This is a genomic window from Microbacterium yannicii PS01, from assembly GCF_000304335.1.
Classification (GTDB): domain Bacteria; phylum Actinomycetota; class Actinomycetes; order Actinomycetales; family Microbacteriaceae; genus Microbacterium; species Microbacterium yannicii_A.
The window spans coordinates 1-12,794 of sequence record NZ_CAJF01000027.1; the positions used below are offsets into that span (position 1 = coordinate 1).

The window sequence follows — 12,794 nt, forward strand, 5'->3', positions numbered from 1 at the left end:
TTATGCCCCGCGCGATGGCGACCGCAAGCCGTACGCCAAGCGCGACGGCGATAGGCCGTACGTCAAGCGCGACGGCGATCGCAAGCCCTACGAGAAGCGTGAAGGGGACCGGTACGCCTCGGCGCGCGGACCGCGTCCGACGCGTGGCGGCGCCGACCGTCCCGATCGCGCTGTTCGCGACGGCGAGATCCGCTCTGTGCGGCCCCGCCACGACGATCCCGTGATCCCCGATGACGTGACGCCGAAGGACCTGCACCCGAGCGCGCGAAACGAGCTGAAGACGCTCAGCAAGGAGAACGCCGATCAGGTCGCCCGGCATCTGGCGATGGCGTCGCAGCTGATCGATGAAGACCCGGAGCTGGCCCACCGTCATGCAGTGTCGGCATCGCGCCGCGCCGGCCGCATCGCGGTGGTGCGCGAGACGCTCGCCATCACCGCGTACGCGACCGGCGACTTCGCCCTCGCCGTCCGCGAGCTGCGCACCTACCGACGCATCTCGGGCAACGATGACCAGATCGCGCTCCTCGTCGACAGTGAGCGAGGCGTCGGCCGGCCGGATCGCGCCCTCGAGGCGGGGCGCTCGGTCGACCGCGCGACGCTTCCGACGTCGGTGCGGGTCGAGCTCGCGATCGCCATGTCGGGCGCACGTCTCGACCTCGGCGAGCCGGAACGGGCCCTCCTGGAACTCGACATCCCCGAACTCGATCCCCACCGGGCCTTCGAATGGAGCCCCGCACTCTTCGCCGCGCGCGCGACCGTGCTCGAGGAACTCGGGCGGGACGACGAAGCGGCACAGTGGAGCCAGCGTGCGATCGTCGCCGCCGACGCCATCGACGCCGCCACCGGCGCCGGCGACCTCGAGACCGTCTTCGTCGAGGAGGTCTTCGAGGAGCACGACGAGGAAGACGCGCCGCCGATCGGCGAGTCAGAAGACGACGACGCGCTCTCCGACGACGTCCCTGCCGATGTCGAAGCGGATGACGACGCCGCGTATGCCGAGCCCGACGAGTCGCCCGCACGCCAATCGAACGAGCCGGACATGCCCGCGGAGCCCGCTCCATCGGTGGCGGACGAGGTCGCCGAGATCCTGATCGAAGCCGGTGTGGACGACGCCCCCGGTGCCGAAGACGAGGACGCTCGCTCCCACGCACCGGGCTCCGAAGACGCCGCGAACGCCGAGGAGTCGCCGGAAGAGGCCGGCCGCTGATGGCGCTTTTCGGACGGCGGTCGGTGACGGCCGCACCGCTGGACGGTGTCGATGTGGTGCTCGCCGACCTCGACGGGGTGGTGTACGCCGGCGCCGGCGCGTTGCCCCACGCGGTCGAGAGCCTCAACGGTGCGCGCGACGGTCGGACGCTCGCGTACATCACGAACAACGCCTCTCGGACGGATGCCTCGGTGGCGAGCCATCTCACCGAACTCGGGCTGCCTACCCGGCCGCATGATGTGGTGACCAGCCCTCAGGCGGCGATGCGGCTCCTGGCGTCCCGCATCCCGGCCGGGTCCACGGTCCTCGTCGTGGGCGGCGACGGACTGGTGGTCGAGGTGGAGAAGGCGGGGTTCGCGGTCACTCGCAGCGCCGATGACGCCCCTGCTGCGGTCGTGCAGGGATTCGCGCCCGAGGTGGGCTGGACTCAGCTGGCTGAAGCGGCGTTCGCGCTCAAGGTGCCCGAGGAGGAGGGCGGCATCCCCTGGATCGCGACGAACACCGACTGGACGATCCCGCAGTCCCGCGGCATCGCGCCGGGCAACGGGACGCTCGTGTCAGCCGTCCACACGGCGGTCGGGCGGCTGGCGACGGTCGCGGGCAAGCCCGAGGTGCCGATCTTCCAAGAGGCGGTCTCGCGCTTTCAGGCGCAGCATCCCCTCTTCCTCGGGGACCGCCTCGACACCGACATCCTCGGCGCAAGCCGTGCCGGCATCGAGTCCGCGCTGGTGCTCACCGGGATCGACCGGCCCAAGCACGTCCTCGCCGCTCCCGAGGGGTCGCGGCCGACGTACATCCTGGGCGATCTGCGTGAGCTGCACGAGCCGTACCCGGAGGTGCGCGTAGCCGACTGTGTGGCGACCGTGCGCGGCGCGCGGGTGCAGATCGACGGCCCGGACGTGCGCATCCTCAGCGAAGGCGACCGTCCGGTCGACCTCGTGCGTGCGGGAGCGGCCGCGATCTGGTCCACCGGCCGCGCCATCTACGGCTTTCGGATCCCGGAGCGTCTCTACGCAGATCCCTTTCACCGGCCCTGATCTCCGGGTCGACCGCGGCGGCAGCCGTATCCTGGGGGGCATGGATGAGCGCCGTGAGACCGACTTCGACCCCGGCGATCTGCTGTCCACGCTCGAGGTGATCGAGGCGCAACCCCTCGCGACCCGCGCGCAGGCGTACGACTCGCTGCACGACACGCTGTCCCGCCGCCTCGAGGCGGCCCCCACCGGGACTCCGACGCGCGGCTCCGGCCCGGCGTCATGACGGCACGCCTCGATGCCGCGCTGGCTGCTCGAGGACTCGCGCGATCCCGCACGCATGCGGCCAGCCTGATCGCGGAGGGGCGCGTGAGCGTCGACGGCCGCCCCGTCGTGAAGGCCTCGACCCCGGTCACCGATGCCAGCGCGATCGAGGTGAGCGGTGCCGACCACTATGTCAGCCGCGCGGCTCACAAGCTGCTGGCCGCGCTCGACGCCTTCGCGGTGGACGTGAGCGGGCGCGTCGCCCTCGACATGGGCGCGTCGACCGGCGGGTTCACCCAGGTGCTGCGGGAACGTGGCGCTGAGCCGGTGATCGCGGTGGATGTCGGCCACGACCAGCTCGCGGCATCCATCGCCGGCGACACGGGTGTGGTCTCCATCGAAGGCCTGAACGTCCGATACATGACGCCGTCGTCCCTGGCGGAGGCCAGCGGCGTGGACGCGCCGCCGTCGGTCATCACCGGCGACCTCTCCTTCATCTCGCTGACCCACGTCCTTCCGGCCGCGCGCGAGGTCGCGGCGGGCGACGCGGACCTCGTGCTGCTCATCAAGCCGCAGTTCGAGGTCGGCAGGACGGCGGTCAAGGGCGGCCTCGTGACGAACCCGACGCTGCGCGCTGATGCGGTGTCGACGGTGCTCTGGGCGGCGTGGGATCTCGGGCTGGGCACGTGCGGCCTCATCGCGTCGCCCATCGCCGGAACGCACGGCAACCGCGAATACGTCGTGCACCTGGCGGTCGGCCGCGGATCCATGCCGGAGCGCTGGCGCGACGAGGTCGACGCCCTGACGGCGTGAGATCGCCGGCCACGGTGTCGATGACCCGACCGCGAGGGTGATCGGACAGAATGGGGGAGCACGTGAACCGACTGGCGGGGAGCCGATGAACAACGCCGACGCACGCGACGACCTCGCTCAGCGCAGCATCCTGGTCGTCGCGCACGCCCATCGCGACGACACGGTGATCGCAGCGGAACGTGTCGTCGCCGCACTGCGTGGGGCGGGCGCTCGCCCCGTGCTGGCGCCCGACGATCGAGCCGAGCTGGCTGCCGTCCGCGCGTCATTCGCGGACGTCGCCGCCCTCGGTGAGGATGTGGCCGTCGAAGACGTCGAACTGGCGATCGTGCTCGGCGGTGACGGCACCATCCTGCGTGCGGCGGAGCTCGTTCGCGAGGGGACCGCGCCGGTCCTGGGCATCAACATGGGCCACGTCGGGTTCCTCGCCGAGATCGAGCGCGACGACATGGACGAAGCCGTGGGCCGCGTGATCGACCGTGACTACGAGGTCGAGGAGCGCCTCGCTCTGCAGGTGCGCGTCAAGGACACCGTGGACTCCGTGATCTACGAGACCTGGGCCCTGAACGAGGCCACGGTCGAGAAGGCCAGCCGTGAACGAATGCTCGAGGTGGTGATCGAGGTCGATGGGCGTCCGCTGTCGAGCTTCGGCTGCGACGGCGTCGTGATCTCAACGCCGACCGGATCGACGGCCTACAACTTCTCCGCCGGAGGACCGGTCATCTGGCCGACCGTTCAGGCGATCTCGGTGGTGCCGCTCTCGGCGCACGCGCTGTTCGCCAAGCCGCTCGTGGTCGGTCCTGAGCACGCGGTGGCGATCGAGGTGCTCGAGCACACCAACGGCACCGGGATCCTCTGGTGCGACGGGCGGAGGTCGCACGATCTTCCGCCGGGAGCCCGCGTGGTGGTGCGACGCTCAGAGCACCCGGTCCGGCTGGCGCGCCTGCACCCGGCGCAGTTCACCGACCGCCTGGTGCGCAAGTTCCGCCTCCCCGTCGAGGGCTGGAGGGGTCCGGCAGCGATCACCGGCGTGCTGCCGCTGCTGCGGACGGACTCCCCGATCGCCCGAGATGAGGCGACCGCCATCCGCGACGCGGAGGTTGCTCCGTGATCGAAGAGATGCGCCTGCGCGATCTGGGCGTCATCGCAGAGGCGACGCTGCCCATCGGGCCGGGATTCACCGCCATCACCGGCGAGACCGGCGCGGGCAAGACGATGGTCGTCACCGGGCTGGGGCTTCTTCTCGGTCAGCGGGCCGACTCGGGCGCCGTGCGCGCAGGAGCGGCCCAGGCGACGGTGGACGGGGTCTGGATCGTGCCAGAGGACGGGCCGGTCGCCGACCGGGTGCGGGAAGCGGGCGGCGATGTCGAGCCGCTCGGCGACGGCAGCGCCGAGCTCTTCGTCGGCCGGTCGATCTCCAGCGAAGGTCGCGGCCGTGCATCAGTGGGCGGTCGCTCCGCCCCAGCCGGTGTGCTGGCCGACCTCGCCGACGAGCTCGTCGTCGTGCACGGTCAGTCCGATCAGCTGCGACTGCGCTCGGCCGCCGCTCAGCGGGACGCGCTCGATCGATTCGGCGGTGAGCCGGTGCGCACGGCGCGCGACGAGTACCGCCGTGCCTTCGAGCGCTGGCGGGAGGCGGACCGCGAGCTCACGCAGCTCGCCGCCGATCGGGATGCACGCGCGAGCGAGGCCGACGAGCTGCGCACGCAGCTGGCCGACATCGAGCAGGCCGGGCCGCAGCCCGGCGAGGACGTCGAGCTGACCCAGCGCGCCGAGCGCCTCGCCAACGCGGAGGAGCTTCGCCTCGCCGCCGCCTCGGCGCACGAGGCACTGTCGGGCGAGGGTGACGGCCCTGACGCGAGCGCGCTGCTCGCCGAGGCCCGTCGTTCCCTGGAGCGCGTCGACGACCCGGTCCTCGAGGACCTCGCCGGCCAGGTCGCCGACCTGGGTTATCGCACGGCCGACATCGCGGCTGCTCTGGCGGGCTACCTGGCCGACCTCGACGAGACGGGGCCTCACGAGCTGGCCGCGGTCGAGGAGCGCCGCTCGGTCCTGGCCGGACTGGTGCGCGCTCACGGCTCGCTGGACGCGGCGCTCGACCTTCTCGAGACCGGGTCGAGCCGCCTGGCCGAACTCGAGGACGACTCAGAGCGCATCGAGCGTCTCACCGCGGAGCGGGATGCCGCGGCATCCGCTCTCGACGACACCGCGGCCGTGCTGACCCGCGCCCGCACCGAGGCTGCCGGCAGGCTCGGCACGGCGGTGACCACCGAGTTGCGCGCCCTCGCGATGCCCGACGCGCGCCTGGAGGTGTCGGTAAGCCCCGGCGCCGCATCGGCGGCGGGACGCGACGACGTCGCGATCCTTCTTTCTCCCCACCCCGGCGCCGAGCCCCGCGCGGTCTCGAAGGGCGCGAGCGGCGGTGAGCTCAGCCGGGTCATGCTCGCCATCGAGGTCGTCATCGCCGGGGTCGACCCGGTGCCGACCTTCGTCTTCGACGAGGTGGACGCGGGCATCGGCGGCGCGGCCGCCATCGAGGTGGGGCGCCGCCTGGCCCGGCTCTCTCACTCGTCGCAGGTGATCGCCGTCACCCATCTCGCGCAGGTGGCCGCGTTCGCGACCAACCATCTGAGCGTGGTCAAGGCCAACGACGGATCGGTCACCGCTTCGGACGTCCGCCGTCTGGACGGCCCGCAGCGCGAGGCCGAGATGGCGCGCCTGCTCTCCGGAATGCCCGATTCGGAAGCCGCGCTGACTCACGCACGTGAGTTGCTCAGCCTTCGCAGCGAAGTCCACTGATAGGATAAAAGCCCGTGATGCAGACTTCTGGTTCTTCCCGCGGCGACTCTTCGAACGACACCACCAAGCACATCTTCGTGACCGGTGGTGTCGTTTCTTCTCTGGGCAAGGGCCTGACCGCCGCGAGCCTGGGTAATCTCCTCACCGCGCGCGGTCTGCGCGTCGTGATGCAGAAGCTCGACCCGTATCTCAACGTCGATCCCGGGACCATGAATCCCTTCCAGCACGGCGAGGTCTTCGTGACCGACGACGGCGCCGAGACCGATCTCGACATCGGTCACTACGAGCGCTTCCTCGACATCGAGCTCAGCCAGGCCGCGAATGTCACGACGGGTCAGATCTACTCGCAGGTCATCGCGAAGGAGCGCCGGGGCGAATACCTCGGCGACACCGTGCAGGTGATTCCCCACATCACCGACGAGATCAAGCGCCGTATGCGCCTCCAGGCGACCGAAGAGCCGCGCCCCGACGTCATCATCACCGAGATCGGCGGCACCGTCGGTGACATCGAGTCGCAGCCGTTCATCGAGTCGGCACGGCAGATCCGTCACGAGCTGGGCCGCCAGAACGTCTTCTTCGTCCACGTCTCGCTGGTGCCGTTCATGGGCGCCTCGGGCGAGCAGAAGACCAAGCCGACGCAGCACTCCGTCGCGACCCTGCGCTCCATCGGCATCCAGCCCGACGCGCTGGTGCTGCGCAGCGACCGTCCCGTGACCGAGTCCAACAAGCGCAAGATCGCGCTGATGTGCGACGTCGACGAAGGGGCCGTGGTCAACGCGGTCGACGTGCCGAGCATCTACGACATCCCCACGATGCTCAACGAGCAGGGACTGGACGAGTACATCGTCCGGGCGCTGGGTCTGTCGAAGGCGGCGGACGTGGACTGGTCGCGGTGGGAGCGCGTGCTCCAGGCCGTCCACAATCCCAAGCACGAGGTCACGATCGGCCTCGTCGGCAAGTACATCGACCTTCCGGACGCATACCTCTCGGTCACCGAGGCGCTCAAGGCCGGCGGTTTCGCGCAGGAGACGCACGTCAACATCCGCTGGATCCCGTCGGACGAGTGCGAGACGCCCGAGGGCGCCGAGAAGGCGCTGGCGCCGCTCGACGGCATCGTGATCCCCGGAGGCTTCGGCATCCGCGGCATCGAGGGGAAGATCGGAGCGCTGAAGTTCGCCCGCGAGCAGGGCATTCCCACGCTCGGCATCTGCCTGGGACTGCAGTGCATCGTGATCGAGTACGCCCGTCACGTGGCGGGCATCGAGGGAGCCTCCTCGAGCGAGTTCGATCCGGACACCGAGCACCCGGTCATCGCGACGATGGAGGAGCAGATCGACATCCTCGACCGGGGCGACATGGGGGGCACGATGCGTCTCGGGCTGTCGCCGGCCGATCTTCTCGACGGATCGATCGCCGCCGAGGTGTACGGCGCGGCCTCCGCGTCGGAGCGTCACCGCCACCGCTACGAGGTGAACAACCGCTACCGCGAGCAGATCGCCGAGGCGGGCCTGGTGTTCTCGGGCATCAACCCCGAGCTGAATCTGGTGGAGTACGTCGAGCTGCCGCGCGACGTGCACCCGTACTACATCGCGACCCAGGCGCACCCCGAGCTGCGCTCCCGCCCGACCGACGCCAACCCGCTGTTCCGCGGCCTCGTGGGCGCAGCGCTCGACCGTCACCGCGCGAGCGAGCTGTTCGACGTCGAGCCATTCGAGGCCGCCCCGGAGCCGGTGGCGTGACGGCGGCCGAGAGCGGGGAGCGAATGCCGCATCACGGCGGATCCGAGCACCTCGCCGACGAGCGGCTCGACGCGCCGGTGCTCGAGAGCGACCTCGTGTACGAGGGACGCGTGTGGAACGTGCGCAGCGACACCGTCGCGTACGGCGGCGGTGAGATCGTGCGCCAGTACGTGGAGCACCCCGGAGCGGCGGCCGTCGTGGTCCTCGATGACGCAGGGCGGATGCTGCTGATCCAGCAGTACCGGCATCCGATCCGTCATCGCGACTGGGAGATCCCCGCCGGCCTGCTCGACGTCGACGGGGAGACGCCGATCGAGACGGCGCGACGAGAGCTCGCCGAAGAGGTCGACCTGGTCGCGGACTCGTGGGAGCCTCTGGTCAGCATCTTCACCACTCCGGGCGGGAACGACGAGATCGTCCATCTGTTCCTCGCCCGAGGACTCTCGGCCGCAGACGCCGTGCACGGTCGCGAGGAGGAAGAGGCGGACATCGAGCTCGAATGGGTCCCGCTGGATGAGGTGATCGCGGGCATCCTCGCGGGCCGCCTTCGAAACGGCATCATGATGGTCGGGGCGCTGGCGGCGGCGGAGCGACTTCGCGGGGCGACGACCGCCGAGTCCCCGGCCTGACGTGATCATCGCTGAGCCGGCTTCGGCGGTCTGCCCGGCATGAACGTCGAGCGAGCGGTGGACTCGTATCTGCGGCACGTCTCGATCGAACGGGGACTGTCGGAGAACACCGTCGCCGCGTACCGGCGCGACCTGGCCTCATACGGTTCGTGGCTGAGCGAGCAGGGGATCGACGACACATCCGCGATCACCGCCACCCTCGTGGCGAGCTTCGTCGCCGACCGGGCGGCGGTGCGACCGCCCATCGCGGCCTCCTCGCTGGCGAGGCTGCAGTCGTCGGTGCGTGGTCTGCACCGTTTCCTCGCCCGGGAGGGCGTCGAGGCCGCGGATCCCTCGACCAACCTGCGGCCGCCGAAACAGCCGCGTCGGCTGCCCAAGGCTCTCACGATCGACCAGGTCGAGCAGCTCCTGGACGCCTCCGGCCCGGCGCCCTCGACGACGGACGCCCCTGAGTCGACGCCCGCATCGGGGAACGTGACGAGTCTGCGAGATCGCGCGCTGCTCGAGCTGCTGTACGCGACGGGCGCGCGGGTGTCGGAGATCGTGCAGCTGGACGTCGACGACGTCTCGCACGGCGACGTGCTGCGCGTGCGGGGCAAGGGGTCGAAGGAGCGCATCGTCCCCGTCGGGTCGTACGCGCGCGCTGCGGTCGACGCTTATCTCACCCGCGCGCGGCCTGAGCTCTCGCGGCGCGGCCGAGCGACCCCGAGACTGTTCCTCGGCGCCCGCGGGGCCCCGCTCTCGCGGCAGAGCGCATGGCTCGTCATCCGCTCCGCTGCCGAGCGTGCTGAGCTGAGCGCACACGTGTCGCCGCACACGCTGCGACACTCCTTCGCGACGCACCTCCTGCAGGGCGGCGCCGACGTGCGCGTCGTGCAGGAGCTGCTGGGACACGCGTCGGTGGCGACCACTCAGATCTACACCTACGTCTCGGTCGACGCGCTGCGCGACGTGTACGCCACGTCGCATCCGCGCGCGCGATGAGCGCCAGTCGATGCGGCGTCTCCGATTCGGCCGCGGTGCTGTTTCGGGCGGACGGCGGCTCGGTGCCGACTGAAACCCGTCGCGCCGACTAATATCGAGCGAGCACGAGGAAGCAGGAGCACGTGGCTGAGAGCAGGACGAAGACCAGGTCGGCGAGGGCCTCGGAGTCGGAGGTCCCCATCGGGCCGACGGGGCGTCCGTATCAGGGCTTCGCCACGCCGCCGAAGCTCGACGGCCACGGTCCCGCCCGGATCATCTCGCTGTGCAACCAGAAGGGCGGCGTCGGCAAGACGACGACGACCATCAATCTCGCGGCGGCACTCGCCGGGTACGGGCGCAAAGTGCTCGCCGTCGATTTCGACCCGCAGGGCGCGCTGTCGGCCGGGCTCGGCATCCAGACCCACGAGATCCCGACGATCTACGACCTGCTGCTGGACGGCAAGGCCGATCCGCGCCAGGTCATCGTGCAGACGCGTGTCGAGAACCTCGACCTGCTGCCCGCGAACATCGACCTGTCGGCGGCCGAGGTGCACCTGGTCAACGAGGTGGCGCGCGAGCAGACGCTCTCGCGAGTGCTGCGCAAGGTCGCGCAGGACTACGACGTCATCCTCGTGGACTGCCAGCCCTCGCTGGGACTCCTGACGGTGAACGCACTGACCGCCAGTCACGGCGTCATCATCCCGCTGGAGTGCGAGTTCTTCGCGCTGCGCGGTGTCGCGCTGCTCATCGAGACGATCGACAAGGTGCGCGACCGGCTGAACCCCACGATCGCCCTCGACGGTGTTCTCGCCACGATGTACGACCCGCGCACGCTGCATTCGCGCGAGGTGCTCGAGCGCGTAGTCGACGCCTTCGGCGACGACGTGCTCGAGACGGTCATCGGCCGGACCGTCAAGTTCCCGGATGCCTCGGTCTCGGGCATGCCGATCACCGATTTCGCGCCCGAGCACGCCGCCGCGCAGGCCTATCTGCGACTGGCGCGAGAGCTGGTCGCCCGTGGCGCCGTCGCCTGACACGGCGCCGGTCCCCGAGCCCGCCGCGGCGCCAGACACCGCAGCGACCCCTGAGCCTGCCGCGGTCCCTGAGCCCGTCGCGGTCCCTGAGCCTGTCGCGGTCCCTGAGCCTGTCGCGGTCCCTGAGCCTGTCGCGGTCCCTGAGCCTGTCGAAGGGTTCCGGGTCTCGCTGTCGAATTTCGACGGCCCGTTCGATCTGCTGCTGAACCTCATCTCCAAGCAGGAGCTCGACATCACCGAGGTCTCGCTGTCGAAGGTGACCGACGAGTTCATCTCGTATCTGCGGCATCTGGGGCCCGACGAAGAGCTGGACGAGGCATCCGAGTTCCTCGTCGTCGCGGCGACGCTGCTCGACATGAAGGTGGCGGGTCTGCTGCCGCAGGGCGAGCTCGTGGACGCCGAGTCCGTCGCCCTGCTGGAGGCGCGCGACCTGCTGTTCGCCCGGCTGCTGCAGTACCGGGCCTTCAAAGAGGTCTCGGCCTGGTTCGAGCGCTGCCTCCAGCGCGAGGGACGTCGGCATACCCGGTCGGCTCGGCTCGACGAGAAGTACCGCAACGCCGTGCCCGAACTCGTCTGGAGCCTCAGCGCAGACGACTTCGCGGCGCTCGCCCTGCTGGCGATGACGCCGAAGGAGATCCCGCGAGTCGGACTGGACCACCTGCACGCTCCGCTGATCAGCATCCGCGAGCAGGCGGCGATCGTCGTCACTCTGCTGCGGGACGCCGGATCACTGACATTCCGCGAGCTCATCGCCGGGGTGAACCAGTCGGGCGTCGTGGTGGCCCGGTTCCTCTCGGTGCTCGAGCTCTACCGTCACGCCGCCCTGTCGTTCGAGCAGCTCGAGCCGCTCGGAGAGCTGACGCTGCGCTGGAGTGCGCAGCGCTGGTCGGATGAGAACCTCGCCACTCTGGGAGCAGACTATGACCGATGACGTACGAGCGCGGCTCGAGGCGATCCTGCTGATCGTCGAGGAGCCGCAGAGCCTGGTGAGCCTCGCGGCCGCCGTCAGCGCCCCGGTGCCCGCGGTGCGCCAGGCGATCGAGGGGCTGGTCGACGACTACGACGGCAGGACCGGCGGACCGGTGCGCGGCTTCGAGCTGCGCGAGGTGGGCGGGGGCTGGCGGCTGTACGTGCGCGAGGAGCACGATGACCTCGTGAGCGAGTTCGTCGGCGGGCAGGCTCCGTCACGCCTCTCGCAGGCCGCACTCGAGACCCTTGCGGTGATCGCATACAAGCAGCCGGTGACGCGCAGCCAGGTCGCCTCCATCCGCGCCGTGAACGTCGACTCCGTCGTTCGGACGCTGCTGGCGCGCGGCCTCATCACGGAGCTGTTCGCCGACGCCGAGACCGGAGCGATCAACTACGGCACGACCGACGCGCTGCTCGAGCACCTCGGCATCAACTCGCTCGATGAGCTGCCGCATATCTCGCCGCTGCTGGACGGCGCCGACGAGGTCGGCGCGGCCGGCGTCGACGGATTCGACGGGGGAGTGACACGATGACCGACAACGCCGAAGGACAGCGCGACACCGAGGGCGTACGGCTGCAGAAGGTGCTGGCCAACGCCGGGGTCGCATCGCGTCGCGTCGCCGAACAGCTGATCGTCGAGGGTCGGGTGCGGGTGAACGGCGAGGTGGTCACCGAGCTGGGCAGCCGCATCGATCCGGAGTCGGACCTCGTCGACGTCGACGGCACGGCCATCCAGCTCGACCAATCGAAGCGGTACGTCATGCTCAACAAGCCCACCGGGGTCGTGAGCTCGATGAAGGACGACCGCGGTCGTCCCGATCTGCGGCGCTTCACGAAGGATTTCGAGGAACGTCTTTACAACGTCGGGCGACTGGATGCCGAGACCAGCGGCCTGCTCGTGCTCACCAACGACGGCGAGCTGGCCCACGTCCTGGCCCATCCGTCGTTCGGGGTGACCAAGGTCTACATCGCCAAGGTCGAGGGCCGGGTGACCCCGCAGACGATCCAGAAGCTGGTGCGCGGCATCACGCTGGAGGATGGTCCGATCGCCGCCGACAAGGCGCGGCTGCTGTCGGCCTCGACCGCGGCGGCGACCGGCGAGACCGAGTCGCTGGTCGAGCTGACGCTGCACTCGGGCCGCAATCGCATCGTTCGCCGCATGATGGCCGAGGTCGGGCATCCGGTCGTCGAGCTCGTGCGGCGGCAGTTCGGTCCTCTCCACCTGGGAACCCTGCCAGCGGGCGGTGTGCGCGAACTGACTAAAGTGGAACGTGGCGCCCTGCTGACTCTCTCTCGCGGCGTGCGCGCGACCGATGATCAGCCGGACGCATCCCACACCCGCGACAGCGCTTCGACGCCGACGGGCGAACCCGCCCCGCGAGGCGAACAGGAGACGTAAGTGACCG

13 protein-coding genes are annotated in these 12,794 nt (G+C 70.2%); all 13 read left to right on the top strand.

Annotated elements, in window-relative coordinates:
* A partial coding sequence (locus tag WYM_RS22000; protein WP_019181537.1) for a hypothetical protein occupies positions 1-1,207 on the top strand: 1,207 nt, incomplete at its 5' end.
* Complete coding sequence (locus WYM_RS14335; protein WP_019181538.1) at positions 1,207-2,244, top strand: HAD-IIA family hydrolase; 1,038 nt, start codon at positions 1,207-1,209, stop codon at positions 2,242-2,244. The genes WYM_RS22000 and WYM_RS14335, both read left to right, overlap by 1 nt.
* A gap of 40 nt (positions 2,245-2,284) precedes the next feature.
* Positions 2,285-2,467, top strand: coding sequence for a hypothetical protein (locus tag WYM_RS14340; RefSeq protein WP_019181539.1), 183 nt, complete (start codon positions 2,285-2,287; stop codon positions 2,465-2,467).
* Positions 2,464-3,258: a TlyA family RNA methyltransferase gene (locus tag WYM_RS14345; protein WP_019181540.1), complete on the top strand. Its 795-nt coding sequence runs from the start codon at positions 2,464-2,466 to the stop codon at positions 3,256-3,258. Before WYM_RS14340 ends, WYM_RS14345 begins: the two co-directional genes overlap by 4 nt.
* Positions 3,259-3,343: 85 nt before the next feature.
* Positions 3,344-4,366 carry an NAD kinase gene (locus WYM_RS14350; RefSeq protein ID WP_019181541.1) on the top strand — a complete coding sequence of 341 codons (1,023 nt, stop codon included), beginning with the start codon at positions 3,344-3,346 and terminating at the stop codon, positions 4,364-4,366.
* The gene (recN, locus tag WYM_RS14355) at positions 4,363-6,054 is read left to right on the top strand and encodes a DNA repair protein RecN (RefSeq protein ID WP_019181542.1); all 1,692 of its coding nucleotides are present in this window, start codon (positions 4,363-4,365) and stop codon (positions 6,052-6,054) included. The genes WYM_RS14350 and recN overlap by 4 nt, the downstream gene beginning before the upstream one ends.
* 17 nt (positions 6,055-6,071) lie before the next feature.
* Positions 6,072-7,793, top strand: coding sequence for a CTP synthase (locus WYM_RS14360; protein ID WP_019181543.1), 1,722 nt, complete (start codon positions 6,072-6,074; stop codon positions 7,791-7,793).
* 23 nt (positions 7,794-7,816) lie between these two features.
* Positions 7,817-8,422, top strand: a complete 606-nt coding sequence (locus WYM_RS14365; protein WP_040569391.1) for an NUDIX domain-containing protein — start codon at positions 7,817-7,819, stop codon at positions 8,420-8,422.
* Between the two features lie 39 nt (positions 8,423-8,461).
* Entirely contained in the window at positions 8,462-9,406 is a 945-nt protein-coding gene (xerD, locus tag WYM_RS14370) for a site-specific tyrosine recombinase XerD (RefSeq protein WP_019181545.1), read from the top strand.
* A gap of 122 nt (positions 9,407-9,528) precedes the next feature.
* The gene (locus tag WYM_RS14375; protein WP_019181546.1) at positions 9,529-10,419 is read left to right on the top strand and encodes a ParA family protein; all 891 of its coding nucleotides are present in this window, start codon (positions 9,529-9,531) and stop codon (positions 10,417-10,419) included.
* Positions 10,403-11,350: a segregation/condensation protein A gene (locus WYM_RS14380; RefSeq protein ID WP_019181547.1), complete on the top strand. Its 948-nt coding sequence runs from the start codon at positions 10,403-10,405 to the stop codon at positions 11,348-11,350. Before WYM_RS14375 ends, WYM_RS14380 begins: the two co-directional genes overlap by 17 nt.
* The gene (gene scpB, locus WYM_RS14385) at positions 11,340-11,921 is read left to right on the top strand and encodes an SMC-Scp complex subunit ScpB (protein ID WP_019181548.1); all 582 of its coding nucleotides are present in this window, start codon (positions 11,340-11,342) and stop codon (positions 11,919-11,921) included. Before WYM_RS14380 ends, scpB begins: the two co-directional genes overlap by 11 nt.
* The gene (locus WYM_RS14390) at positions 11,918-12,787 is read left to right on the top strand and encodes a pseudouridine synthase (RefSeq protein WP_019181549.1); all 870 of its coding nucleotides are present in this window, start codon (positions 11,918-11,920) and stop codon (positions 12,785-12,787) included. Before scpB ends, WYM_RS14390 begins: the two co-directional genes overlap by 4 nt.
* The last annotated feature ends 7 nt before the right edge of the window (positions 12,788-12,794 follow it).